The sequence below is a fragment of the Zoogloea sp. JDB1 genome (assembly GCF_056724025.1).
This window is the reverse complement of record NZ_CM161496.1, coordinates 5481343-5507429: the sequence shown is the minus strand read 5'-3', so window position 1 is coordinate 5507429 and position 26087 is coordinate 5481343. Positions and strand designations below refer to the sequence as shown.

The window sequence follows — 26087 nt, the reverse complement described above, 5'->3', positions numbered from 1 at the left end:
CCGCTCGTCCTCACGCTATAATCCGCGCGTCATTTTTGCGGGCGGTGTGGTGCGTATCCTCTTGATCGGCTTCGGCAGTGTCGGACAGGCGCTGCTGCCATTGTTGCTGCGGCACTCCGGAGGGGTGGTGGCGAACATCGCGGCGATTGCCGCAGACGAGCGCGGCCGGCCGGTGGCCGACGCTTTCGGCATCCGCCTCGAAAACCGGCCGCTCACACCGGACAATCATCGTGAGGTCCTGCACGGCCGCCTGCGGCCGGGGGATGTGTTGCTCAACCTTTCCGTCGAGGTGTCGTCGCTGGCCTTGATGGGCTGGTGCCGTGAGCACGGGGTGCTTTACCTCGATACATGCATCGAGCCTTGGGCCGGAGGTTATGCCGCGGCGGACGCGAGCACGACCAACCACGCACTGCGCAAGGCCGCGCTGGCGATGCATGTGCCTGGCGCACCGACAGCCGTGATTGCCCACGGGGCCAATCCGGGGCTGATCAGCCATCTGGCCAAGGAGGGGCTGCTGGCGCTGGCGGCGATCCGCGGCATCCCGATCGAGACGCGTCCTTCTTGGGCTGGGCTGGCGCATGCGCTGGGCATCCGGGTCGTGCAGATTGCCGAGCGGGACACCCAGCATGCCGGCACGGTGCTGCCAGTCGGGGGCTTCCATAACACGTGGTCGGTAGACGGTTTCCTGTCCGAAGCCTGGCAATGCGCGGAACTCGGCTGGGGCAGCCATGAGCCCTGTCTGCCGTCGGATGCCCACCGGATGGCGGATGAGTCGGGAGCAATCCATCTGGATGCCCATGGTGCGGAGGTTCGCGTGAAGTCCTGGCTGCCGTCCTGCGGTGAGCAGCAGGCCTGGCTGATCACCCATCACGAAGCCCTGTCCCTGGCCGCCTTGCTGACCCTGCGGAACGACGCCGGCAGGACCGTCCATCGTCCGACCGTCTATTACGCCTATCGGCCGTGTCCTGCAGCGGTCCGTTCGCTGGGGTTCTGGGTGGCCGGTGGCTTCGTGCCGCCACGCCACAAGCGGGTGCTGGGGGATGAACTGGAGAATGGCTTCGATCAGTTGGGTGTCCTTTTCGTCTTCGATGGTGGGGCTTACTGGTACGGCTCGACCCTTGGCCTTCACGGGGCCCGCGCGCTGGCGCCCCACAACACGGCTACGTCCCTGCAGGTGGTGGCCGGCATTCTCGGTGCGTTGGACTGGATGCTGGCGCATCCAGCGGCGGGCGTGGTCGAGGCCGAGTCGATGGATCACGCCCGCGTGCTGGCGGTGGCCCGTCCATACCTTGGAACGGTATCCGGTGCGCTGACGGACTGGCAGCCCGGCCCGGCGGGGGCGTTGTCATTCAAGAATTTCAGGCTGTCTTCGGCCATGAGGGAGCACGAACTTGAAGCGGTCTAAGAGAATTCCCCTGTTGGTGATCGGCACCGCTGGCTTGATTGCCGGCTGTGACGGCGGCGGCGACGTGCAGGAACTCAAGCAGGACTTCTATGCCGGCCGGGAGGCCTGCGAGAGGGACTGGGGACGCGATCCCCGCAACTGCCAGGAGGACGGTGGCGCCGGTGGCGGTCATGGCAGCGGTTCGGGTGCCCGTGGCAGCAGTTCGACCTATGCGGGGCCCCGCTACTACTGGGACCGTTCAGCGGGGCATCCGGTCGCCGTTTCTCCGTCGGGGGAAACGCGGATCGTCAGCGATTCCTACCTCAGTCGCGGCGCGCCGTCGACGGCGCACGGAACGGTGGTCAGCTCGGTGAGCCGCGGCGGCTTCGGCAGCTCCGCTCACGGCTTCTCGGCGGGGGGCTGACGACGATGGAGCGTCTGCCCATTTCACCGCGCCCCGATTTCGGACGACGGCTGGAGGCCGTCGGCCTGTCTTTCCATTCGTGGGACAACTACTGGAAGGAAGATGTCTGCTACCGCTTCACGGCGGCTCAGGTGGACGAGATCGAGGCCGCTACGCAGGAACTGCACGCCATGTGTGTGGCTGCTGCCCGCCGCGCCATTGCCGATGGGCGCCTGGCGCAGTTGGGCATTCCGGAGGCTTTCCACAAGGCCGTGGCGGATTCGTTGGCGCAGGACGAATTCAGCCTCTACGGCCGTTTCGATCTGGCCTACGACGGTGTGAATCCGCCGAAGCTGCTGGAGTACAACGCCGATACGCCAACCTCCCTGCTCGAATCGGCGGTGGCCCAGTGGTACTGGCTGGAGGACTGCCGGCCAGATGCCGACCAGTTCAACTCGCTCCACGAACGCCTGGTGGCGCAATGGCAGCACCTGCCAGGCACGGGGGTAGTCCACCTGGCCTCCCTGCGGGGCAACGAGGAGGACTGGGTGTGCACCACCTACATGCAGGATGTGGTGGTGCAGGCCGGGCGCGAGGCACGGCACATCCATGTCGAGGATATCGGCTGGGATGCCGTGCGCCGGCGCTTCGTCGATCTGGACGGACAGCCGATCGACACCCTGTTCAAGCTCTATCCGTGGGAGTGGCTGATGCGTGAGGACTTTGGTCGCCACATCGTTGGCGGCGGCACGTGCTTCGTCGAGCCGATCTGGAAGTCCGTGCTGGCTTGCAAGGGCTTGCTGCCGTTGCTGTGGGAAATGTATCCCGGTCATCCCAACCTGCTGCCGGCCTATTTCGAGCCGGGACGCCTCCAGTCCTACGCGCGCAAGCCCTTGTATTCCCGCGAGGGAGCCAATGTGGCGCTCTACGCCGACGGGCGTCTGCTGGCCCAGGATGCCGGCCCCTATGGTGCGGAGGGCGTCGTCTACCAGGGGCTGGCGGTCATTCCCGAGTTCGACGGCAAGTATCCGGTGCTCGGTGCCTGGATCGTCGGCGGCGAGCCAGCGGGCATGTGCATCCGTGAGGACGTTTCGCCGATTACCACCAACATGAGCAACTTCGTGCCCCATTACTTCGAATAAGGACGAGCCGTGAGCGCCTTTCTCGCATTCATCAGCTATTTCGCCGCAGCGCTTGTCCTGCTGGCGGTGTTCGTGGTGGTCTATGTCCACCTCACGCCCTACAGGGAGTTCGAACTGATCCGCCGCAACAACCAGGCTGCGGCGATCTCCCTGTCGGGGGCGATCCTGGGTTTCACCTTCCCGCTGCTGTCCTCGATCTACTACACCCAGAGCCTGCCGGAGATGGCCCTATGGGCGGCCATCACCGGCGGGGTGCAGTTCGCCGTGTTCCTCGTGATGCGACGCAGGGCGGCGCAGATCGAGGCCGGCGACACTGCGCCGGCGATCCTGCTGGCGACACTCTCCATCGCCGTGGGCTTGATCAACGCGCTCTGCATCAGCCATTAGGGCTTGGTTGTGACGTGCGGACTCTTCGGCAGCAACGCCACGACGATACCGAGCAGCGGCAGGTAGGCGATGGCGTGGTAGACGGCGTCGATGCTGGTCCGGTCGGCGAGCAGGCCCAGCACGGCGGCGCCCAGGCCGCCCATGCCGAAGGCGAAGCCGAAGAACAGGCCGGACACCATGCCGACCTTGCCGGGCATGAGTTCCTGCGCATAGACGAGGATTGCGGAGAAGGCTGACGACAGCACCAGACCAATGATGATGGTCAGCACCGTGGTCCAGAACAGGTCGGCGTGGGGCAGGATCAGCGCGAAGGGGGCGACGCCAAGGATCGACGCCCAGATCACCGGCTTGCGGCCGACGCGGTCGCCGATCGGGCCGCCGAGAATGGTGCCGGCCGCCGATGCAAACAGGAAGGCGAACAGGTGCACCTGGGCGCTCTGCACCGACAGGCCGAACTTCTCGATCAGGTAGAAGGTGTAGAAGCTGCTCAGACCGGCGATGTAGAAATACTTCGAGAAGATCAGCACCAGCAGCACTGCCACGGCGCCGAGCACCACCTTGCGTGGATAGGGCGACTCCACCGGCGTGCGGCTGCGTGCGGCGCTGGCGATGTGGTGGGTGGCGTACCAGCGGCTGACCTGCACCAGCAGCACGATGCCGAGTACCGCGGCGAGGCCGAACCAGGCCACGCTGTGCTGCCCGAAGGGCACGATGACGGCGGCCGCCACCAGCGGGCCGACGGCGCTGCCGGTGTTGCCGCCGACCTGGAAGACCGATTGGGCCAGCCCGTGCCGCCCGCCCGAGGCGAGCCGGGCGATGCGTGATGATTCCGGGTGGAAGATCGCTGAGCCGGTGCCGACGCAGGCGGCGGCGAGCAGCACGATCTCGTAGCTCGGTGCATAGGCGAGCAGTAGCAGACCGAGGAGGGTCGCGGCCATGCCGAAGGGCAGGGAATAGGGCTGCGGCTTCTTGTCGGTGTACAGGCCGATCAGCGGTTGCAGCAGTGAGGCGGTCAGCTGATAGGTGAGGGTGATCAGGCCGATCTGCCCGAAGCTGAGGCGGAATTCGCCCTTCAAAAGCGGATACATGGCAAGGATCAGCGACTGCATCATGTCGTTGATGAAGTGCGAGGTGCTGATGGCCCCGAGGATGCCGAAGGCGGCTTCGCCGTGGCGCGCCTGCAAGGGCAAGGCAGTGGGTTTCGTCATGGTGCGGGCTCTCTGTGCGGTGCCGCCCCTTCGTCGATCAGGGGCCGGCTGCGTGTTGGTATGTCTCGACGTCCGCCGATTCTAGAAATACGATGTATGTCTGTCTCACGCCATTCGGCCGTTGGGTTGCTAGAAAAAGACATTGTTTGACGTAGGCCTTCATGACGGTAAAACCCCTTTCCGAGGCGCTCGCCGAGATCGACGCCAGTACTGCGCCGGTGAGTTGCCGGGCGACCGACTACCCCGCAGGTTGGGAGGTGGCGCCCCACGCCCATGGCAAGCACCAGCTGATCTACGCGGTGCATGGTGTGATGGCGGTGAAGGCTGACGCCGGGCAGTGGGTGGTGCCGCCGACGCGGGGAATCTGGATGCCGGCGGGCATGACCCACGCCATCCAGTGCGTCGGCGTGGTCAATATGCGCAGCCTGTTCATCCTGCCGGGGGCTGTGGCGAGCCTGCCGGTCGAATCCTGCGTGGTGGGCATCTCGGCCCTGCTGCGCGAGCTGATCCGCGCGGCGGCGGACGTGGAGACACCCTATGCGTTCAACTCCCGCGACGGCCGCCTGATGCGCCTGATGCTCGACGAGCTGCGCACGCTGCCGGTGTTGCCGCTGCACTTGCCGATGCCGCTGGAGCCGCGCCTGCTGGAGATCTGCACGCGCCTGCAGCAGCGCCTGGACGATGCGTCCACGCTGGGGGACTGGGCTGCGCACCTGGGCGTGGACGTCAAGACCATCCAGCGCCTGTTCCAGCGGGAGACCGGCATGACCTTCGGCAAATGGCGCCAGCAGGCGCGCCTGCTGCGGGCGTTGGAGCTGCTCGCAGGCGGCGAGCGGGTCGTCGACATCGCGCTGGCCCTCGGCTATGACAGCCCGAGCGCCTTCACCACGATGTTCAAGCGCCAGTTCGGGCAGACGCCAAGCCAGTTCTTCAGCTGATCGTCGAGGCGATGTCAGGCCGGCCCGTCGCCGGCTGACCAGGCCCAGTGTTCGAATTCGGCGGAAGTCAGGGCGGGGGCGTAGAGGTGGCCCTGGGCGTAGTCGCAGCCGGCGGCGACGAGCAGATCCCGCTGGGTGGTGGTTTCGACGCCTTCCGCGACGACCTTCAGGCCCAGCGCATGGGCCATCACAATGATGGCTTCGCACAGGGCCCGGTCGTTGGCGTCACAGCCCAGGTTGCGGACGAAGCTGCGGTCGATCTTGAGGTAGTCGATGTGGAAACGCTTCAGGTAGGCGAGGGACGAATAGCCGGTGCCGAAGTCGTCTATGGCAACCTGGATGCCGGCGTCGCGGAAGCCCAGCAGTTTCTTGTCGATCCTGGCTTCTGCATGCAGCAGCAGGCTCTCGGTGATCTCGATGACCACGCTGTGCCCCGGAATGCCTTGTTCGGCCAGGTATTCCGGCCAGCGGGCCAGAGCGTTGCCGTCGTGGCGGATCTGGGCTGGCGAGGTGTTGATGCTGATCTGGAAGTCGCTGTCGAAGCGCTTGCACCAGTTCAGGGACTGCTGGGCGGCCTGTTTGAAGACCCAGTCGCCGATGGGCACGATCAGCCCGGTTTCCTCTGCCACCGAGATGAACTCCAGCGGGCCGGTCAGGCCGCGCTGGGGGTGGGCCCAGCGGAGCAGCGCCTCGGCCTTGCTGACCCGGCTGGTGGCGAGTTCGACGATGGGCTGATAGTGGATCTGGAATTCCTTGTCGGCCAGCGCGCTGCGCAGGTCGTTGCTCAGGTGCTGGCGTTTCTGGGCGGCTTCGTGCAGATCTGGCGTGAAGTAGCTGAAGCAGTTGCGGCCGGCGTTCTTGGCCGCGTACATGGCCTGGTCGGCGTTCTTGAAGAGGATGTCCAGTTCGTGGGCGTCACTCGGGTAGAGCGTGATGCCGAGACTGGCTGAGACGAAGGCCTTGTCGGCGCCGAGCACGAAGGGACTGGAGAGCTTGTCGATGAGGGCATGGGCGATGCGTTCGACGCTCTCCATATCGTCTACGCAGGAGAGGATCACCGTGAATTCGTCGCCGCCCAGACGGGCCACCGTATCCGAGGCGCGCACACAGGCACTGATGCGCCGCCCGGCCTCGATCAGCAGGATGTCGCCCTTGTCGTGGCCGAGGGAGTCATTGACCTCCTTGAAGTGGTCCAGATCGACCAGCATCAGCACCATGGAGCGACCGCTGCGGTCGGCCAGGCGGGCTTCGTGCTCCAGGCGGTCGTGGAACAGCTGGCGGTTGGGCAACTGGGTCAGGCTGTCGAAATTGGCCTGTTTCCAGATCGTCTCCTCGAAGGCGATGCGGTCGGAGATGTCCCGGCCGACGGCCAGCACGCTGGTCACCGTGCCGGTGGTATCGACCTCGGCGGCCAGGTGGATGAGACTGCAGAGTTCCTTGCCCTCCCTGTTGTGCCATTTCAGCTCGAACTGGGTATTCCTGCCGCTGGCGAGCACCTCGCAGATCTTGGCTTCGTATATCTCGGCATTGCTGCCGCCGGGGACTTCGGATGGTCGTTTGCCGAGCAGTTCGGCGAGGCGCAGGCCGGCCACCGAACTGAATGCCGGGTTGGCGTAGATGCGCCGGCAGTTGCTGTCGTAGCGGGCGATGGAGTCGGGAGAGTTCTCGATGAGGGTGCGGGATTCCTGCTCCTTGGCGATCAGGGCCGCGGTGCGCTCGTTGACAGTGTTTTCGAGGGACGCGTTGATGTGGTTGATCTGGCGGATCTTCTGGCTCACCGCATTGTTCATGGCGATGAAGCTCTGGGTCAGGTCGGCCAGTTCGTAGTCCAGGCCGGTCTTGTCGAGCAGCTCCAGCTCATCGTCCTGGATGGTGGCGGTGGTGTTGTCGGAGACCCCCCGGAAGATGCGGCTGAGAGTGGTCAGCGGACGGGAGATCGACGTGGAGAAATACCAGGCCAGGGGCAGCACGCAGGCCAGGATGGCGATGGCGATCAGCCCCAGGATGCGGATCATCTCCCAGGTGTTGGCCTCGACGATCGATTTCGAGCGCAGCGTGGCAATGCCGCCGATGGGGCGTCCATCGCGCTGGAGCGGAATCAGTCCCTGATAGTAGCCGGTGCCGTCGATGCTGATTTCGTTGAAGGTCAGGGCCGGGGCATTGCCTTGGGCAGGCTCCGCCTGGCCGTTCCAGTCCGCCTTGAGATAGGTGGTGAGCGTGCCGTGACGCAGTCCGTCGAATGAGAAGGCGTTGATGTCGGTGTCGGTCCGCCGGGCCAGTTCGTATACGAAAGCCTGGTCGAGGCTGTAGATCATGACGATCAGCCCAACTTGCCTGAGGGCTGTCTGCCCGCCGGGGCTGCCAGGGGGGGCGTCCAGGATCGGAGCGTGGATTTCGATCGATAGTGTGTTGTCGATCAGCGCGAAGCGGGCATCGGCCTTCTGAGGCAGGGGGTGGCCGAACTCGGGGTGAATGAACGGCGGTAGCGGGGCGGGTTTCAGCGTGATGCTGCGATTGTCACCGTCGGCGGCGCCTTCCTTCATCATAAGGCGTGGGGTCGGGGGCCTTTCGACGAAGCCCGTCCGCTCAAGCCGGCCGTCGACGCGGGAGAAAGCGATCATGTGACCGGCGGTGTCATAGAGGGCAATGCGGCCGGCGTGGGCCGTGTGGCGCGCCTCCTGTACGTCCTGTGCCAGTTGCTGGTAGGTGTTCTGCAGGGTTTCACGGTCAAGATCGGAGCCAGCGTACTGGGACAGGTACCAGATCGTGGCGCCCAGATTGTGTTGGGCTGCCAAGTGGCGGGCGGCATCGAGCAGTCCGTTCTGGCGGTTGGTGAGCTCTTCGGAAATGATGGCGGCCGCTTGCCTCAGCTGGGTACGGGACTGTTCCCGGTACTGGGTGCCAATGGCGAAGGATACGGCCGACATGTAGGCCAGCGCCGTTGCCGTGCTGATGACGACGGCACTGAGCAACAGTCTGTTCCTGAGCTTGCGGATTCTCATGCCGGCGGAGTCTCGTGGGAATGCCGGAGCCCGGATAGGCGCAGCGGAGGCAGCTTAAGGGCGTTCCTGCTGCGGGTCATAGGACAGAATTGGCGCGTAGCCGTCCGGCGCGATGGATTCGTCGAGCCGGTAGCTGTCCAGGCTGCTGTGGTCCACGATGCCCAGTTTGACGAGCAGGGTGTGCGGTGGCGTCTTGGCACGCCCCTCCAGATGATTGACGGCGGCGTTGATTGCCACGCGCGCCTGGCTCACGCCCTTGGTGTCGGCAGCGGCAAAGATCTCCTGGCGGCGGATCAGGCTGGCGATCTCGCGGGTCAGGTCGTAGGCGACGACGCGGATCCGGCCGTCGAGCCCGGCTTCGTGGATGGGCAGGCGCGCGGCGGGCGCGCAACCGGTGCAGCCGATGATGTAGTCGAGGTCTTTTCCGTGGCGGGCCAGGAGTTGTGCCGCCAGTTGGGATTGCTCGATGCGGTCGCTGTCGCCGTAGCGGATGTCCACAATGTCGACGCGGATGGGGGCCGTACGGGCGGCCTCCCGGCTGCCGTCCACCTCGCCCTTGACCCAGCCTGCACCAGCCGGGCCGGGCAGCAGCGCGATGTTGATCGACGTGAGACCGCGCTGCTGGGCGTCGCGGATGACCCAGCGGGTCGCGTCGAGGCCCATGCTGCGCAGGGAGGTGGTGACCTTGACCGTCAGGTCGTCGCTGGTGCTGTCGTTGGCCAGTTCGAACACCGGTATACCCTTGGCGCGGGCCCGGGCTATCGACGGATTGTTGCCGTCGAGGCTGATCGGTGACAGTACGATGGCGTCGTAGCGGCCGTTGCTGGCCTCTTCCATCTGGCGCAGCTGGCCGATCAGGTCCTTGTAGCCGTCGGCCGGCAGGATGTCCACCGCTACGCCGAGGCGCCGGGCTTCGCTGATGATGCCGTAGCTGCAGCCGATCCAGTAGGGGTCCTTGATATGCGGGAACAGGAAGGCGATGCGCCACGGCCGACTGGCCCGGGCGGTCATGGCGTAGGTGCCGGCGCTGACGCGTCCGCTGCGCAGGGCTTCATCGGCGGTCTGACTTGGCGGGACCGGATGCTGGATGATATGGACCGGTATGGGGGCGAACTTCACCACAGCCGGCAAGGCGTTTGCAGTCGTTGAGTGACCGGGAGCGGCGTGGGCTGCCGTGACCAGTGAGGCCATTGCGAGAAGGCGGGAGGTGCATGGCGGGAACACCCAGTTACCCTTTCTTGTTGTCCGTTTCTTCCGACTGTTCGGCGTGAGGCGCGTGCATCCTGCGAGCCTGCGGGGCTGGAGTGGGGATCAGCGTGGCCGTCCGAGTGCCTTGCCCTGATACATGGCGCTATCTGCGTGTTTGAGCAGCGCATCGGCGTCCCGCCCATCCTCTGGATGGATGGCTACCCCGATGCTGGCGCGGGTGCGCAGGGGCACGCCACCGATGACAAACTCCTGCAGCAGGTTGTGGCGGATCTTGTCTGCCACCTGGGCCGCGTCGGAGGGGCCGTGGATATCCTCGATGATCACCACGAACTCGTCGCCGCCGAGGCGGGCAACGGTGTCCACGTGGCGGACGCAGCCTCCCAGGCGGCGGGCAATTTCCTGCAGCAGCAAATCGCCTGCCGCGTGGCCGAGGGTGTCGTTTACTTTCTTGAAGTCGTCGATGTCCACATAAAGCAGGGCCATGCGGCCCTGGCGGCGTTGGCTGCGCCCCAGGGCTCTGTCCAGGCGCTCATGGAAGAGGCGGCGGTTGGGTAGGCCGGTCAGTTCGTCGTATTGGGCGGCGTGTACGAGTTCGGCTCTGAGTTGCCCGCGCTCGACGGCAATGGCGACCTGGGTGGCAACGAAGTTGAGCAGCTCCCGGTCCTTTTGCGAATCGAAGGTGCCGGCGTCTGCCCTGAGGATCAGGGCGCCGAAGGCGTCCCTGCGGGTGACGAGAGGGAGGAAGAGCCAGGTGGTGCTTGCCGTGGAGGCTGGACCTGCGGGCAGGAGGTTCAGGTCGCTGATGAGCAGCGGATGTCCGCTGCCGATGACGTCACTGCAATAGCGGTGTGCGACGGGTTCATCGAGGAGGGGGGCGCTGCCGAACTGGTCCTGTTGGTAAGGGAAGCTCAGCAGCTTGCTCTGTCGGTCGCTGGTAGCAACGGCGACGCCGGTCAGTGGGATGCGTTCGGCGATGATCCGGTGGATCTGCGGGAACAGGCTATCCAGGTCGTCAGTCTTGAGGGCTGCGTCGGCAATGGCGTAGGTGGCGGCCTGGAAGGCTTCGGCGCGCTTCTGTTCCGTAACGTCGCGAGCGACGCCGATACGCATGTGGTCGGCGTCCGACCAGCAGGCCGACCACATGATGTGCACGCGGCTGCCATCCTTGCGCACGTAGCGGTTTTCAAAGCCGACACGGGAATGGCCGGTCATGATGCGGACGGCCTCCTGAAGGGTGTGGTCGCGGTCTTCAGGGGCGACGAAATCGATCATGGGGCGGCCGATGAGTTCGTCCGCCGTGTACTGGAAGATGCGCTCGCAGGCCGCGTTCACATAGGCAATACGACCGCTGGCTTCGACGAGAAAGACCGCGTCGAGGAGCAGATCTATGCTGTGCAGCAGGCGATCCTGGTGATTCGTGTCCATCTCGCGTCGGGGCTGGTCGTGCCGATTCTGTGTCGGTTCGGACGTAGATTGCCGGGGTGTTCTGTGGTACGCAAGCTGGAAATAGCAAAAATGCGATTTTCGGCACGAAGGGCCGCGTTTGCTTGACTGAGCGGTAACGCGTTGTATGTGGCGCTGCCGCTCAGGGGGCAACGTCGGGCAGGTTGGTGATGACTTCGGCGACGTCGCTACAGCGCTCCAGGATGTCCGTCACGACCGCCAGCGGTTCGGCGTGGATGCCCGGCAGGTCGCATTCGTGGGGCGGGCGGAGGGCGAAGGCGAGTACCTCGGTGGGCGGGCAGAAGTCGGCGGCGACGCCGGGCTTGTTGCCGCGGGCGTCGATGCGGTACCAGCCGAAGCCGTCGAGGTACACCGCATTGAGGCCGTGGAGGCAGAAGGGCGCGCTATTGTCGTCGCCTACCGACAGCCGTTGGTAGCACAGGCCGGCGGGAATGTCGTTGGCGCGCAGCAGGGCGGCGAGCAGGTGGCTCTTGGCGTAGCAGTAGCCGGTGCCGTGCTGCAGCACGTCGGAGGCGCGGCAGGTTACCGGATTGAGCCGAAAGTCCCAGCTGTGGCGGATGTGGTCGCGCACGAACTCGAAGCAGCGGCGGGCGATCTCGGTCTTGTCGGCCGTGCCGCGGGCGAGTTCGGCGGCTTTGGTGCTGACCAGCGGGTGGTCGAAGTCGATGTAGTGGCTGGCAGCGAGGTATTCGTGCATCGGAGCGCGGGCAGGCGGTGAGCGGCCACCGAGTATAGCAATCTCGATGGCAGGAGCCGGTGCGTGCCGCTTCCAGATCAACGGGGCGTGGTCGGACGGGAACGGCTTTCGAGGAAGGTCCGGATCGTCCAGATGGCGGCAGGCGGGAGCACATCTTTCCAGGCCGGCATATGGACAACGCCGACGCGGGTCTTGCCGTATTGCACGGACTTGAGAAAGTACTGGTCGTTGTCGACGATGCACATTTCACGGGTGGCCGGATCGGCGATACGCGTGCAGGCGCGGTCGAGCTTGAGGAGGTCGGGGCCGACCTGCCCCTTGTTGTCGGCATCGGGGCCGTGGCAGCGGGCGCAGGCCTGGTTGAAGGCGTGGCGGCCGATATCGGCGGCACGCGGGTTGCCGCGGTAGGGGTTGGCATCGCCGGTCGAGGAGGTGATGGCCGGCAGTGCCGAGGTATCCACGAAGACGGTGGGATCCGCCACTTCGTTGGCGTTGGCAGCGGTCGCGCCGAGCAGGAGGCAGATGGCGGCGAGGCGGGCGCTGAAGGTGAGCTTGGGCATGGTCTTTACCAGTCGGTCGGGCAGCCAGTGCAGCCTTCGAAGGACGAGTCGGGGAAGATCGTGTAGCGCAGCAGCGCGCCTTCCAGATTGGCACCGCGGAAGTTGGTGGTGCTGAACTTGGTTTCCTGAAGGTTTGCATTGGTGAGCCGGGCGCCCTCGAACCATGCGAAGGCGGCGCGGGCGGCTTCGAGATTGGCGGCGGTGAGGTCCGCGCCGCTGAAGTCGCTGCGCATGATGCGGGCGAATTCCAGGTCGGCACCGATCAGTTTCGCGTTGCGGAAGGAGGCGCCGGGGGCGTTGGCCTTGGACAGGCGTGCGCCGGTCAGGTCGGCGCCGTCGAAGATGGCTCCCGCGAGGTTGGCCGAGCGCAGATCGGCGCGGGCCAGGTTGGCGCCGGTGAAGTCGGTGCCGGCGAGGTCGCGGGCGGACAGATCCATATGGCGCAGGTCGGCGCCCTGGCAGCGGGCGTGGGGCCAGATGCCGCAGGATTTATGGACGGGCGGATCGTCGGCCTGGGCCGCGCCGGCAGGAAGGGTTACGGCAAGGGCGACCAGTATCGTGCGGAGGCTGGAATGGCAGTGCATGGATGGGCTCCCAATGGTTGGGTAGCGACGGTGGCTTGCGATGAAAAAGCCCGGGCCGGCCGGAGACGATCCGGCCCGGGGCAAGGCGCTGGCGGGGATCAGCGCGCGATCTTGGGCAGTTTGAATGCCCAGAACGAGGAGCCTTGGGTGACCTGCTTGGTCAGTTCGGCCATGTCGCCGCCCCACAGGGGCACGGCGCCGCCGTAGCCGGAGGAAATGCCCACGTATTGTTCGCCGTCCATCTCCCAGGTGATGGGTACGGAGACGATGCCGGAGCCGGTCTGGAACTTCCACAGTTCCTTGCCCGTTTTGGCGTCGAAGGCCTTGATGAAGCCGTCGGAGGTGCCGGTGAACAGCAGGCCGCCGGCGGTGGTGAGCGTGCCGGCCCACAGGGGGAACTTCTCCTTGTGTTCCCAGGCGATCTTGCCGCTCTTCGGGTCAATGGCGCGCAGGGTGCCGACGTGGTCGTCGAACAGGCGCTTGATGCGGAAGCCCTGGCCCAGGTAGGCGGAGCCGGCCTTGTAGGTCAGGTGCTCGGTCCAGTAGTCCATCGCCCAGTGGTTGGCCGGGATGTAGAACAGGCCGGTGTCCGGGCTGTAGGACATGGGCATCCAGTTGGTGCCGCCCAGGAAGGGTGGGGAGACGAAGACGCTGTCGCCCTTGTCTGCGCCGGCCTTCGGTTCGGGCGGCCGGTTGCCGGTCTCGATCGGCTTGCCGGTGGCCACGTCCCAGCCCTTGGCCCAGGTGATGCCCTCGACGAAGGGCCAGGCGCCGATCAGCGCGGTGGGCTTGTTGGGGTAGCCGGCGCCGTTGGTGAGCTTTTCCCGGTCGGTGACGAAGAAGAAGCCATTGCGGTCCGCGTGGGCGGACGCCTTGACGAGCTTGCCGGTTTTCGGGTCCTTGTATTCGAACAGCACCACCGAGTTGTTGCCGGAGAAGTCCCAGGCGTCGTTGGGGGTGTGCTGGAAGAAGCCCTTCAGCTCGCCGGTGCTGGCATCCACATAGGCCTGGCCGGAGGTGAACAGGCTGGGCCAGTTGCGCGGATCGTCGCCTTCCTGGGTGCGCTTCCAGGTGTTCCACGGCGCCGGGTTGCCGGTACCGACGACGACCATGTTCTTCTCGATGTCGAAGCTGGCGGTCTGCCACGGTGCGCCGCCGCCGTGGTCCCACGCTTCGGTGAGCTTGCCGTCCTTGTCCTTCGGCCACGACGGCGCGCTGGCATCGCCGGTGACGGTGCTGTCCTTGCCGTTGAGGCGGCCCATGTGGCCTTCGACCATCGGGCGGGCCCACACTTCCTCGCCGGTATCCGGGTCGCGGGCGAACAGCCAGCCGACCACGCCGAACTCGTCGCCGGAGGAGCCGTGCACCAGCAGTACCTTGCCGCTCTTCTGATCCTTGATGACGAAGGGGGCGCCGGTCATCGTGTAGCCGACCTTGTGGTCACCCCACTTCTTCTTCCAGACAACCTTGCCGGTATCCTTGTTGAGGGCCACGATGCCGGCGTCGAGGGTGCCGAAGAAAATCTTGTCGCCGTAGAGCGCGGCGCCGCGGTTGACCACGTCGCAGCATGGGCGGATGTCTTCGGGCAGACGGGCTTCGTACTCCCACAGGCGTTTGCCGGTGCGCGCGTCGACAGCGTAGATGCGCGAGTAGGAGGCGGTGACGTACACCACGCCGTCATGGACCAGCGCCTGGCCTTCCTGGCCGCGCTGCTTCTCGCCGCCAAAGGAGAAGCTCCAGGCGGGGACAAGGCCGGCGACGTTCTTCGTATTGACGGTTTTCAGCGTGCTGTGGCGCTGGGCTTTCAGGCCCAGGCCGTAGGTCAGTACGTCGCCGGGGGTCTTGTCGTCGTTCTTGATGTCGTCCCAGCTCACCGTGGTGCCGACGGCGTGGGCTGCGGTGCCGAAGGCGCTGGTCAGGGCAAGGGCCAGCAGCCCGGGGATCAGTTTCAATCGTCTGGATTTCATGGTCGGTTCTTGTCTCCGCATCGTTGTCGTTCAGGGCCTGGAACCCGCCTCCCTGCTGCCTGGGTTCCAGCTCGACGGAGTATGGAAGCGGCCGTCGGCAACGTCGCGGGAAGGGCTCCCCGCATCTCTGGGAAATATTCCTGACGTGCATCCCTGTGCTCTGCCGGCACATGCCGCCGGATTATGATTGGCCGAGCAGGAGGAACCGATGATTCGCATCATGCTGGTCGAGGACCATACGGTCGTACGCAACGGGTATCGGCGGCTGTTCGATGCCGAGGGGGACATGCAGGTGGTGGCAGAGGCCGCGTCGGCCGACGAGGGCTACGCCTGCCTGAGCGAGGGAGAGATCGACCTGGCGGTGGTCAACCTGAACCTGCGCGGCAGCAGCGGCCTGGACGCCATCCGCCGGATGCTGGCGCGGGAGCGGGGCCTGAAGATCCTGGTGATCTCCATGCACGACAATCCCAGCTACATCACGCAGGCCATCCGGCTGGGGGCGCTCGGCTACGTAACCAAGTGCAGCGAGCCGGATGAGATGCTGGAGGCGATCCGGCAGGTCGCGGCCGGCCGGCGTTTCCTGTCGGCCGACATCGCCCAGGTGCTGGCCAGCGCGGCGCTGGAGGGGGATGCGTTATTGACGCGTCTGACGCCCAAGGAGTTCGACGTGCTGTGCATGGTCGTCACCGGCGAATCCACCGCCAGCGTGGCCGAGACGCTGCACCTGAGTCCGAAGACTATTTACAACCACATGACAGCGATCCGTCAGAAGCTGGAGGTCGACAACGACTTCAAGCTGATCCAGCTGGCGGCGCGTTTCGGGTTAGTGCAGCTGTCGCAGCGCTGAGGGGGTGAAAAAAACGGCGACCGCTTGTGCGATCGCCGTCGAGGCTCCCCGGGGACGCATCTCCCCGTTCTGAAGAGGTGTCAGCCGATCACGGGATCATCCACGTGAACACATAGGCCTGCAGCGTGGTGATGATGCCGACCATGGTGGCGAAGGCCAGGCTGTGCTTGACGGTGAAGCGGAACAGGTCCGATTCCTTGCCGACCAGGCCGACGGCTGCGCAGGCTACGGCGATGGACTGCGGCGAAATCATCTTGCCGGTGACGCCGCCGGTGGTGTTGGCTGCCACCAGCAGGGTGTCGGAGACGCCGACCTGGTGGGCGGTGGTGGCCTGCAGAGAGCAGAACAGCGCGTTGGACGAGGTGTCGGAACCGGTCAGGAACACGCCCAGCCAGCCGAGGAACGGTGCGAAGAACGGGAACAGCGCGCCGGTACCGGCCAGCAGCAGGGCCAGCGTGGCGGACAGGCCGGAGTAGTTGGCGATGAAGGCGAACGCCAACACCATGCCGATGGAGTAGATCGGGCGCTTCAGTTCGACGACGGTTTCCTTCAGGGTCTTGGCGGCTTCGCTGGACTTCATGCCGAGCACGAACATCGTGATGATGGCGGCCAGGAAGATCGCGGTGCCGGTGGCGGACAGCAGGTCGAGCTTGTACACCGCGGCATAGGGCGTGGCCTTGGTGACGATGGGCTCCATCTTGATGACGAGCTTGTCGAGCATCGGTACCGGGAACTGCAGCACCGTGGCGTAGAAGGCGCCGTCCTTGGCGAACAGGGCCTTGAAGGGCTTGAGGCTCCAGATGGTGACCATGATGGTCAGGATCACGAACGGGGACCAGGCCTTGGCGATCTCGCCGAAGCTGTAGTGCTTGTCCTCGCCGAGTTCGGCGTGGTGCTGCTTGTCGAAGCGGAAGATGTTCTTCGGCTTCCAGTTCTTCAGGAAGATGGTCAGGCAGATCAGGCTGACCAGCGCGGAGGTGATGTCCGGCAGCTCAGGTCCGATGAAGTTGGCGGTGAAGAACTGGGTGATGGCGAAGGCGCCGCCGGCCACGATGATTGCCGGCCAGGTTTCCTTGATGCCGCGCCAGCCGTCCATCATCGCAACCAGCCAGAAGGGTACGATCACCGACAGCAGCGGGAGCTGGCGGCCGGCCATCTGGCCGATCTTGAACGGGTCGATGCCGGTCACCTGGCCGCTGACGATGATGGGGATGCCCATCGCGCCGAAGGCCACCGGAGCGGTGTTGGCGATCAGGCACAGGCCGGCGGCGTACAGGGGGTTGAAGCCCAGGCCGACCAGCAGTGCGGCGGTGATCGCCACCGGTGCGCCGAAACCGGCCGCACCTTCCAGGAAGGCACCGAAGGAGAAGCCGACCAGCAGCATCTGCAGACGCTGGTCGTCGGTGATCGACACCACCGACGCGCGGATGATGTCGAACTGGCCGGTCTTCACCGTGATCTTGTAGAGGAATACCGCCGCGATGATGATCCACGCGATTGGCCACAGGCCGTACAGGAAGCCGTAGCCTGCCGAGGCCAGGGCCATCTGCACCGGCATCTTGTAGAAGAAGATCGCCACGGCCAGCGCGATGATCACGGTGACGGTGCCGGCGATATGCCCCTTCAGGCGCAGGATGGCCAGCGCGACGAAGAAGAAGATGATCGGCAAGGCGGCGACCAGCGAGGACAACCAGAGGTTGCCCAGCGGGTCGTAGATCTGCATCCAGGGTTGCATTCGGTATTCCTCCTTTGATGAATGCGGTGGGTCGTTTCTATCTGTGGTGAAAACGGGAACGGGCCGGTCTCAGCAGGTCGCCAGGCGGGCGGCCTCGGCGCTGCATTCGTCGAGCAGATGGACGATGGAGCGGTAAGGCAGGCCGGTGGCGGCGGTGAGGCCGATCTCGCAGGTCTGGTTGCTGGAATAGCCGCCGCAGCAGCTGGACGGCACATCGGCGTGCAGCTTGCGCAGCGCGTGGGCGTTGAGTTCGGGGACCACGAAGCCGCGGTCACCGCCAAAGCCGCAGCACTTCACCTCGGCGGGCAGCACCACCTTGTCGGCGCACGCACCGGCGAGCTGCTTGAGCTTGGCTTCGAAGCCCATGCGGCGGGCCGAGCAGTTGAGGTGCACCAGGATCGGATCGGCCTTCTTGTGCAGCATCAGGCGCGGCAGCAGCGCGTCGTGGGCGAACTCGACCAGGTCGTACACCGTCAGGCGCTCGGCCAGGAAGGTCTTCATGCGCAGGGAGCAGGCGCTGGCGTCGAGGATCACCGGGTATTCGCCGTTGTTGCTGGCCTTCAGCAGGGCCGCTTCCAGTTGGGCCGACTTGCGGTCGGCGTCCTCGGCGAGGCCCTTGCTGGCGAAGGACTGGCCGCAGCACAGGCTGTTGACGTCGTCGGGCACGATGGGCGCGTAGCCGGCCCGTTCGAGGACGCGGATGACGGTGGCCGACAGGGCGTGTTCCGGCGTGTCGGCGCCGAACATGCGGCCGGCGCAGGTGGGGAAGTACACCACCTTGTCGCCGTCGGTCCGCGTGGCGCGGCCGGCCGGTTGCGGCTTGGGCATGCCTTCCTTCCACGCGCCGCCGGTGAGGCGCGACAAGGCCTTGGCGCCGATCACCGCCTCAGCCATATGGCCGGCCTTGAGGGCCGTACGGGCGAGGGCCTGGGTGGCACCGAAATGGTTGGCCGCCACGTGGCCGAGCTGGCGGGCCACGGAGGACAATTGGTCGCCGCGCACCGCGCGGGTCAGGGCGCCGGTCTCGATGCCCACCGGGCAGGCGGTGGAGCACAGGCCGCAGGTGGCGCAGGTGTCGAGGCCCATGTAGAGGTAGTCGTCGCCGAGCTGGCCGAAGGCTTCGCCGGCGGCCTGGCGGCGCGACAGCTCGCGCCAGCCGACGATGCGCTGGCGCGGCGACAAGGTCAGGCCGTGGGACGGGCATTGGGGTTCGCAGAAGCCGCACTCGATGCAGCGGTCCACCGGGGCGTAGAGCTGGCCGGCGGCGGGCATCGGCTTGAGGTGCTTGAGGTGGGCCTCGGCGTCGTCGTTGATGATCACGCCGGGGTTGAGCAGGCCTTCCGGGTCGAAGAGCTGCTTGATCTCCTTCATCAGCCCGTAGGCCTTGGTACCCCATTCCAGTTCGACGAAGGGGGCCATGTTGCGGCCGGTGCCGTGCTCGGCCTTGAGTGAGGCGTCGTACTTGGTGACCAGCACGGTGCACAGCTCATCCATGAAGGCGGCGTAGCGCTCCACCTCGGACTCGATGCCGAAATCCTGGGTGAACACGAAGTGCACGTTGCCTTCCAGCGCGTGGCCGAAGATGATCGCCTCGTGGTAGCCGTGCTTGGCGAACAGCTGCTGCAGGTCCAGGCAGCAGGCGGCCAGGTCGGGTACCGCGACCGCCACGTCCTCGATGATCACCGTGGTGCCGGGCTTGCGCACCGCGCCGACGGCCGGGAAGGTGCCCTTGCGGACGTTCCACAGGCGCTCGATCTCGGCCGGATCGGTGGTGAAGGCCGGGCTCTCGATCAGCGGGTAGAGGTTCAGCTCGTCGAGGACGGCAGCGATGCGCTCGTCGAGGGCCAAGGCATTGGGGGCGCGGGTCTCGATGAGCAGCGCAGTGGCGCCGTCGGCCAGGGTCTTCAGCAGGGCCGGCATGCCTGGTTTGTGGGCGACGCAGCGCAGGGAGGCGCGGTCGAGGAGCTCCACTGCGTCCACCGGCTGGTTCTTGAGGCCGGCCACAGCGCGGCAGGCGGTTTCCATGTCGGGGAAGAAGGCCAGTGCGCTGGCCTTGTGGGCGTACTCCGGTACCGTGTGGTAGGTGACCTGGGAGATGAAGCCCAGCGTGCCTTCCGAGCCGATCATCAGGTGGGCCAGGATGTCCACCGGATCGCTGAAATCCACCAGCGCGTTGAGGCTGTAGCCGGTGGTGTTCTTGATCTTGTACTTGGCGCGGATGCGCTCGGCCAGCGCGTGGTCGGCGCGCACGTCGGCGGACAGCGCGGCGAGACCCTCCAGCAGCCATCCGTGGCTGGTCTTGAAGGCGGAGACGCTGGCGGTGTCGCCGGTATCGAGCACGGTGCCGTCGGCGAGCAGTACGCGCACCGAGGCGAGGGTGTTGTAGCTGTTCTGGGCGGTGCCGCAGCACATGCCGCTGCTGTTGTTGGCGGCGATGCCACCGATCTTGGCGGCGTTGATGGATGCAGGATCGGGGCCGATCTTGCGACCCAGCGGGGCCAGGCGGCGGTTGACCTCGGCTCCGATGATCGCCGGGCCGACACGCACGGTGGCGCCGTCGGCGGCGATGCGGCAGGTGGCCAGCCCCTCGCCGAGCAGCACCAGCACCCCGTCGGTGACAGCCTGGCCGCACAGGCTGGTGCCGGCGGCGCGGAAGGTGACCGGGCGGCCGTGCTGGCGGGCCAGGTCGACCACGTCGCGCACCTCGGCCTCGTCATTGACGACCGCCACCACTTCCGGGATCAGGCGGTAGAAGCTGCCGTCGGTACCGTAGGCGAGGCGGCGCAGTTCGTCGGTAATCACGCGTTCTGCGGGTAGCCGCAGGCGCAGGGCGTCGATGAGAGCGGACACAGGGGCTCCTCCCGGTGCAGGGATGTTGTCGGTTCGGGGTGGGTTCAGGCGCCGGGGAGCAGGCCCCGGCGCTTCAGGGCTTAGCGTCGGTCCTTGAGCATGTCCCTCAGCCTTCGTGGTGCAGGTTGCAGGGGCGTGCGGGCTACCGTCCAGCCGCTCTGCTTGCGCGGCGTGAGGGCCCTGAAGCGGGTAGCCAGCCAGCTGAAGGCCCGGTAGGTGGCGGGGCGGCCGTACAGGCGGGCCCACATCTTCCAGGCGAAGCTGATCGTCGCGTTGTAGCCGGCGCCCTGGCCGACCATCGCCGGGTTGGCGTGGGGGGCGCTGTTGGCTTCGCCGCGCAGGCGGATCAGCAGCTCTGGGATCGGGATCTTCACCGGGCACACTTCGCCGCAGGCGCCGCACAGGCTGGACACGGTGGGCAGCAGATGGGTCTGTTCGAGGCCCATCATGTGCGGGGAGACGATCTTGCCGATCGGGCCCGGATAGGTAGTGCCGTAAGCGTGACCGCCGATGCGGGTGTAGACCGGGCAGTGGTTCATGCAGGCGCCGCAGCGGATGCACTGCAGGGTCTTGCGCAGCTGCTCGTCGGCGTAGGCCTGGCTGCGGCCGTTGTCGAGGAGTACCAGGTGCACTTCCTCGGGGCCATCCTTGTCGCCGGCCTTGCGCGGACCGGAGATCATGTTGAAGTAGGTGGACACCGCCTGGCCGGTGGCCGAGCGGGTGAGGATGGAGTACAGCGGGGCGACGTGCTCCAGCTTCTCGACGATCTTCTCGATGCCGGTGATGGCGATGTGCACCTTGGGCACGGTGGTGCACATGCGGCCGTTGCCTTCGTTCTCGACGAGGCACAGGGTGCCGGTCTCGGCCACTGCGAAATTGACGCCGGAGAGGCCGATGTCGGCGCTCTCGAACTTGTCGCGCAGCACGTTGCGGCCGATCCGGATCAGCGCGTCCACGTTGTCGGTGTAATCGACGCCGGGAATCTTCTCGGCGAACAGCTTGGCGATCTGCTGCTTGGTCTGGTGGATCGCCGGCATGATGATGTGGGAGGGCTTTTCGCCGGCGAGCTGGACGATGTATTCGCCCATGTCCGACTCCAGCGCGCCGACGCCGGCGGCCTCCATCGCGTGGTTGAACTCGATCTCTTCGCTGACCATCGACTTGCCCTTGACGATCAGCTTGGCCGAATGACGGCGTGCGATGTCGAGCATGATGGCGTTGGCTTCGTCGGGCGTTTCGGCCCAGTGCACCTTGACGCCGTTGCGGGTCAGGTTGGCTTCGAGCTGTTCGAGCAGGTCGGGCAGCTTGGACAGGCTGTACTGGCGGATGCCTTCCGACAGGCTGCGCAGGGAGTCGAGCTCGTCCTGGTCGGGGAACTGAGCGGCCCGCTTGGCCATCAGGAAGTCCATCGCACCGCGGAAGCTCTGGCGCAGGTGCGGGTTGTTCACCGCATCGTGCATCCGCGCGCGCAAGGCCTGGGCGGAGACGAAGGCGATCGGCTGGCCGGAGGAGGATTGCTGCTGGGGCTGGGTGCTCACTGGGCATCTCCTTCGGCGTTGATGACGATCACGACGAGTTCCTTCGGGCCATGGGCGCCGTAGGCCAGGGTCTGCTGGATGTCGGCGGTCTTAGACGGGCCGGAGATCAGCAGCGCGTTGGTGGGCAGGCCGGCGGCCCAGTTCTCGGTGCGCAGCACGTCGAAGAAGGTGGGCTGAATAGTGTTGGCGTCGAGCAGCGCGAAGTGGATCGGCGGCACCAGCGACAGGGTGCGCGGCTCTGCTTCGGAGGACCACAGCATCAGCGTGCCGGTCTCGGCGATCGCGCCGCGGGTCTGCGTGAAGCCGGCATCGACGCGGTGGAACAGATCGGCCTTGAGGTCTTCGACCTGGCCGGCCCACGGGCGAAGCGTGGTGGCCGGGAAAGCTGCCTGGTCCAGGCGCTGGCCGGCGGGCGTGTCGGCGCCGTAGAGCATCGTGGTGACGTTCTTGTCGGCGCACAGGCGGGCCAGCAGGGCGGGCCAGTCGGCTTCGCTGCTGATGTGGACCTCCGCGTGGAAGCCCTCGATGCCGGTGCGGAAGCGGGCCAGGCGTTCGGCCTTGGTCTCGCCGCGGACGCGCGGCGTGTAATGGGCATCCAGGTCGGGTAGGGCGTTGGGCGCGGCCGGTTGGGTGGCGCGTAGCTTGGCGAGGATGCGGCCGCGGGCGCTCATTGGGCGTCTCCGGCGGCCGGGCGCTTCGCTGGGCCGCCCCGAGAAGCGTCCGCGCCCCCCTGGGGGGCAGCGAGCGAAGGGAGCGTGGGGGCACACGTCTTCCCGCCGGTGCGGCGGAGCAGGAAAGTGGCCAGATGTTCGCCGGGCAGGGATGGCTTGGCACGGCCCGCGTCCAGGTCTTCTTTGGCGGCGCGTTTGGTGATGTTGAGCATGCAGCCGCAGTCGGCGGTGACCAGCTGGTTGGCGCCGGTGGCCTTGAGGGACGCGACTTTGTCGCTGACCATCGCGGTGGAGATGTCCGGGTGCTTCAGCGAGAAGGTGCCGCCGAAGCCGCAGCATTCGGATTCGTGATCGTGGTGGGCGAGGGTCACATTGCCCAGGCGGGCCAGCAGTTCGCGGCCGACCAGGTGGGTGCCCATCTCGCGGCGCGCGGAGCAGGAGGTGTGCAGCGTGACGGTGGTGGCCGGACCTTCGTCCTTGCGATTGAAGCCGACCACGTGGAGCAGGAACTCGGCGAATTCGTAGGTGCGCTCGGCGATCGCGGCGGCACGGGCCTTGAGGGTGGCGTCGTCGCCGATGGCCTTTTCCCAGTGCCAGCGGATCATGCCGCCGCAGGAGCCGGACGGGACGACGATCGGGTAGTCGCCGGGGAACAGGTCGAGCTGGGAGGCGACGACCTGGCGGGCCTCGTCCGGAAAGCCGCTGGTGAAGGCCGGCTGGCCGCAGCAGGTCTGGTTGTCGGGGAAGATCACGCGGATGCCTTCCCGTTCGAGGAGGGTGATGGCATCCATGCCCGCTTCGGGGACGAACATGTCCACCAGGCAGGTTGCATAGAAATACACCGCCTCGGGGCGGGACGGATAGCTGCGCGCCTGATGTCCGGCATGCGTACTGACCACGTGTGTGCTCACGTCTCCTCCAGTCTTTGTCTCGCCTGCCAGTGCGGAAGCGGTGTTCCGTGCCGCGGCGTTATGGCTGTTCAAACCAGCTGTTGGGTAAAATGGTAAGACCAATTTATCGAGTTCGCGGGAACTTTACGCATTGGCGAAAATTGAGTCAATTATCCAAAACCCTGATACCTCCGATTTTCCGATTTATAGTCTCTGGAGAGGTACTTGTCCGCTGTCGGGAGTTGTTGGCGCGTTCTTGCCGTCGTAATATTGTGGTCTGACCACTTGAGCGAGACCCCGATGAGTAGTAGCGGCAAGCTGGTTGTCCAGCGCCTTTCCGACACCATTGCACTCGAACTGGAGCGGCGCATCCTGGAGGGGGCGCTGAAGCCTGGCGACCGTCTGCAGCCCGAGCGCGAGTTGGCGGCAGAACTGGGCGTGTCCCGTCCGTCCCTGCGGGAGGCCCTGCAGAAACTGGTTTCCAAGGGGCTGCTGCACAGCCGCCAGGGTGGCGGAACCTATGTGACGGACCGGCTGGACGCCGGCTTCACCGACCCCTGGCAAGAGATGCTGGGGCGCCATCCGAACGTGCAGGAGGATCTGCTTGAATTTCGCGGCATGCTGGAGTCGGAGGCGGCATCACTGGCGGCCCGAAGGGCGACGGATGCGGACTTGCTGCGTATCGGCGAGGCCTACGAGCGCGTCGAGGCATTGTTCGCCCAGGGGCCGTCAGCAGAAGTTTTCGAGGAGCAGGTAAAGGCTGACTTGGCCTTCCATCAGGCTATTGCCGAAGCGGCCCATAACGTGATGTTCGGGCACCTGACCGCCAGCCTGTTCCGCGTGACCCACGACCACATCGACCGCAATCTGCGCCACCTGCGCCGTCTTGAAGAGGACTGGCTGGAACTGCGCGCGCAGCATGCGGCGATCTGGGAAGGGGTGCGTAGCCGCAACGCCCAGGCTGCCCAGGCGGCAGTCCGTCGGCATATGGATTTCGTGCAGGAGAGCATGCGCGCCCGCGCGCAGCATGAGGCGCGCGAGTCCCGTGCGCAGGTGGCCCGCAAGCTGGTCAAAGCTGTGGAATAGCCGGTCGGGCACGCTAGAATCTGCACCTCTGTGTCTTTCAGAGAATGCCGATGGATTCCCTCGATGCGTTGCGCGCCGGCAGGCTGGCCGGCGCCCGCCACCTCAAGCTGGCATGTGGCCTGACCGAATTTCCGCCTGAGATTCTCGATCTGGCCGATACGCTGGAGGTGCTCGATCTCTCGGGCAACCGGCTGACATCCTTGCCGCTGGATCTGTCGCGCCTGCACCGTTTGCGCATTTTGTTCTGTTCGGGCAATCCCTTCACCGTGTTACCCGAGGTGATCGGCGAATGTCACCGGCTCGAGATGGTCGGCTTCAAGTCCTGCCGCCTGCGTGCGGTGCCAGCGGCAGCCTTGCCGGCCAGGCTGCGCTGGTTGATCCTGACCGACAACGCGATTGATGAACTGCCGGCGGCTATCGGGCGCTGCACCGGTTTGCAGAAGCTGATGCTGGCCGGTAACCGGCTGCGCGCTTTGCCTGATGCGATGGAGGCGTGCACGAGCCTGGAGTTGCTGCGTGTCTCGGCCAACCGGCTGGCTGCTCTGCCGGCGTGGCTGTTTGACCTGCCGCGTCTGTCGTGGCTGGCCTATGCGGGCAATCCGTTCTGCGCGCCCGTTGAGAGCCCACGCCTGGGTGGTGATGTGGCGATCCGCATCCCGCGTGCCGACCTGTCGCTGGGCGAGCGGCTTGGCGAAGGGGCGTCCGGCGTGATTCATCGGGCAGAATGGAGGGGTAACGGCGGAGGGCGTCCGGTGGCGGTCAAACTCTTCAAGGGCACGATGACGAGCGACGGCTTGCCGCAGCACGAGATGGCCGCCTGCCTGGAGGCCGGTGACCATCCGGGGCTGATCCCCGTGCTCGGTCGCCTGGAAGCCGAGGGCGAGGCCGCCGACGGTCTGGTGATGGCCTTGATCGATCAGGCTTTCGCGAATCTGGCCGAGCCGCCCAGCCTGGCGTCCTGTACCCGCGACGTCTATACGGATGGCGTCACGTTCTTTGCGGGAGCTGTTCTGCGCATTGCCGGTGGGATAGCTTCTGCGGCCGCTCATCTGCACCGGCGCGGCATTCTCCATGGCGATCTGTATGCGCACAACATCCTGTACGCCGGTGAAGAGCGCGCGCTGCTGGGGGATTTCGGTGCGGCCTCCTTTTTCGCGCCGGATGACGAGGCGTTGGCGTCTGCCCTGCAACGCATCGAAGTGAGCGCCTTCGCCTGCCTGCTGGAAGAGTTGATCGTGCGCTGCGCGGAGTCGGGGCCACAACTGCAGTCCCTGGAGCGTCTGCAGAGGCGCTGCGCGGATCCTGTTCCCTCGATGCGCCCGCTGTTCGTGGACGTGGAGGCTGAACTGGCGTGCATCGCGGCGTTGCCGCTGCACTTCAGCTGACGGCTTGACTGGATCGCGTGTCCCTGCGTGCCCTCCGCAACGGGCTGTGTCGGGTGGTGGTTGATATGTCGGTGCCGGCGGATTACGCTGAAAATCAGGATGAACGGGCGTGTCCGGCTCCAGCCCTGGTGGCGGAAAGG

General features: G+C 66.0%; 21 protein-coding genes. 8 read left to right on the top strand and 13 right to left on the bottom strand.

Going from position 1 to position 26087, the window contains the following annotated elements; genetic code table 11:
- Positions 1-49 precede the first annotated feature (49 nt).
- The 4 genes from AC1PPK_RS24985 to AC1PPK_RS24970 are packed head-to-tail and all read left to right on the top strand — an operon-like array spanning position 50 to position 3316.
- Positions 50-1405, top strand: a complete 1356-nt coding sequence (locus AC1PPK_RS24985; RefSeq protein WP_481115671.1) for a saccharopine dehydrogenase NADP-binding domain-containing protein — start codon at positions 50-52, stop codon at positions 1403-1405.
- Positions 1392-1808, top strand: coding sequence for a hypothetical protein (locus AC1PPK_RS24980; protein ID WP_481115670.1), 417 nt, complete (start codon positions 1392-1394; stop codon positions 1806-1808). Before AC1PPK_RS24985 ends, AC1PPK_RS24980 begins: the two co-directional genes overlap by 14 nt.
- Before the next feature lie 5 nt (positions 1809-1813).
- Positions 1814-2929 (top strand): glutathionylspermidine synthase family protein, encoded by a 1116-nt coding sequence (locus AC1PPK_RS24975; protein WP_481115669.1) that lies wholly within the window; start codon positions 1814-1816, stop codon positions 2927-2929.
- A 9-nt stretch (positions 2930-2938) separates the two neighbouring features.
- Positions 2939-3316 carry a DUF350 domain-containing protein gene (locus tag AC1PPK_RS24970; RefSeq protein ID WP_481115668.1) on the top strand — a complete coding sequence of 126 codons (378 nt, stop codon included), beginning with the start codon at positions 2939-2941 and terminating at the stop codon, positions 3314-3316.
- Here AC1PPK_RS24970 and AC1PPK_RS24965 read toward each other — a convergent pair.
- A complete protein-coding gene (locus AC1PPK_RS24965; RefSeq protein ID WP_481115667.1) occupies positions 3313-4524 on the bottom strand; it encodes an MFS transporter in 1212 nt (403 codons plus the stop codon). The genes AC1PPK_RS24970 and AC1PPK_RS24965 overlap by 4 nt on opposite strands.
- Positions 4525-4685: 161 nt before the next feature.
- Here AC1PPK_RS24965 and AC1PPK_RS24960 point away from each other — a divergent pair, with 161 nt between their 5' ends.
- Positions 4686-5462, top strand: coding sequence for an AraC family transcriptional regulator (locus AC1PPK_RS24960; RefSeq protein WP_481115666.1), 777 nt, complete (start codon positions 4686-4688; stop codon positions 5460-5462).
- Positions 5463-5476: 14 nt separating this feature from the next.
- On the opposite strand, the gene AC1PPK_RS24955 is transcribed toward AC1PPK_RS24960, so the two are convergent.
- The 7 genes from AC1PPK_RS24955 to AC1PPK_RS24925 all read right to left on the bottom strand — a co-directional run bounded on the left by AC1PPK_RS24955 (position 5477) and on the right by AC1PPK_RS24925 (position 14945).
- Complete coding sequence (locus tag AC1PPK_RS24955; RefSeq protein WP_481115665.1) at positions 5477-8464, bottom strand: EAL domain-containing protein; 2988 nt, start codon at positions 8462-8464, stop codon at positions 5477-5479.
- Between the two features lie 54 nt (positions 8465-8518).
- Positions 8519-9583: a TMAO reductase system periplasmic protein TorT gene (gene torT / locus AC1PPK_RS24950; RefSeq protein WP_481115664.1), complete on the bottom strand. Its 1065-nt coding sequence runs from the start codon at positions 9581-9583 to the stop codon at positions 8519-8521.
- A gap of 192 nt (positions 9584-9775) precedes the next feature.
- Positions 9776-11098, bottom strand: coding sequence for a diguanylate cyclase domain-containing protein (locus tag AC1PPK_RS24945; protein ID WP_481115663.1), 1323 nt, complete (start codon positions 11096-11098; stop codon positions 9776-9778).
- A 160-nt stretch (positions 11099-11258) separates the two neighbouring features.
- The gene (locus AC1PPK_RS24940) at positions 11259-11834 is read right to left on the bottom strand and encodes a transglutaminase-like domain-containing protein (protein ID WP_481115662.1); all 576 of its coding nucleotides are present in this window, start codon (positions 11832-11834) and stop codon (positions 11259-11261) included.
- A gap of 77 nt (positions 11835-11911) precedes the next feature.
- Entirely contained in the window at positions 11912-12394 is a 483-nt protein-coding gene (locus AC1PPK_RS24935) for a c-type cytochrome (protein ID WP_481115661.1), read from the bottom strand.
- 5 nt (positions 12395-12399) lie between these two features.
- Positions 12400-12978: a pentapeptide repeat-containing protein gene (locus AC1PPK_RS24930; protein ID WP_481115660.1), complete on the bottom strand. Its 579-nt coding sequence runs from the start codon at positions 12976-12978 to the stop codon at positions 12400-12402.
- A gap of 98 nt (positions 12979-13076) precedes the next feature.
- Complete coding sequence (locus tag AC1PPK_RS24925; protein WP_481115659.1) at positions 13077-14945, bottom strand: methanol/ethanol family PQQ-dependent dehydrogenase; 1869 nt, start codon at positions 14943-14945, stop codon at positions 13077-13079.
- Positions 14946-15153: 208 nt separating this feature from the next.
- Here AC1PPK_RS24925 and AC1PPK_RS24920 point away from each other — a divergent pair, with 208 nt between their 5' ends.
- Positions 15154-15792, top strand: coding sequence for a response regulator (locus AC1PPK_RS24920; RefSeq protein ID WP_481115658.1), 639 nt, complete (start codon positions 15154-15156; stop codon positions 15790-15792).
- A gap of 88 nt (positions 15793-15880) precedes the next feature.
- Here AC1PPK_RS24920 and lldP read toward each other — a convergent pair whose 3' ends face one another.
- The 5 genes from lldP to AC1PPK_RS24895 all read right to left on the bottom strand — a co-directional run bounded on the left by lldP (position 15881) and on the right by AC1PPK_RS24895 (position 23497).
- On the bottom strand, positions 15881-17527 hold the full coding sequence (gene lldP, locus AC1PPK_RS24915) for an L-lactate permease (RefSeq protein ID WP_481115657.1): 1647 nt from the start codon (positions 17525-17527) through the stop codon (positions 15881-15883).
- A 69-nt stretch (positions 17528-17596) separates the two neighbouring features.
- Complete coding sequence (locus AC1PPK_RS24910; protein WP_481115656.1) at positions 17597-20377, bottom strand: FAD-binding and (Fe-S)-binding domain-containing protein; 2781 nt, start codon at positions 20375-20377, stop codon at positions 17597-17599.
- A gap of 80 nt (positions 20378-20457) precedes the next feature.
- Positions 20458-21837, bottom strand: a complete 1380-nt coding sequence (locus AC1PPK_RS24905; protein ID WP_481118267.1) for a LutB/LldF family L-lactate oxidation iron-sulfur protein — start codon at positions 21835-21837, stop codon at positions 20458-20460.
- Between the two features lie 74 nt (positions 21838-21911).
- Complete coding sequence (locus AC1PPK_RS24900) at positions 21912-22586, bottom strand: LutC/YkgG family protein (RefSeq protein ID WP_481115655.1); 675 nt, start codon at positions 22584-22586, stop codon at positions 21912-21914.
- Positions 22583-23497: a (Fe-S)-binding protein gene (locus AC1PPK_RS24895; RefSeq protein WP_481115654.1), complete on the bottom strand. Its 915-nt coding sequence runs from the start codon at positions 23495-23497 to the stop codon at positions 22583-22585. Before AC1PPK_RS24895 ends, AC1PPK_RS24900 begins: the two co-directional genes overlap by 4 nt.
- Positions 23498-23776: 279 nt before the next feature.
- Between AC1PPK_RS24895 and AC1PPK_RS24890 the strand changes: the two genes are divergently transcribed.
- The gene (locus AC1PPK_RS24890; RefSeq protein WP_481115653.1) at positions 23777-24562 is read left to right on the top strand and encodes a FadR/GntR family transcriptional regulator; all 786 of its coding nucleotides are present in this window, start codon (positions 23777-23779) and stop codon (positions 24560-24562) included.
- A gap of 50 nt (positions 24563-24612) precedes the next feature.
- The gene (locus AC1PPK_RS24885; RefSeq protein WP_481115652.1) at positions 24613-25947 is read left to right on the top strand and encodes a leucine-rich repeat-containing protein kinase family protein; all 1335 of its coding nucleotides are present in this window, start codon (positions 24613-24615) and stop codon (positions 25945-25947) included.
- Positions 25948-26087: the final 140 nt, after the last annotated feature.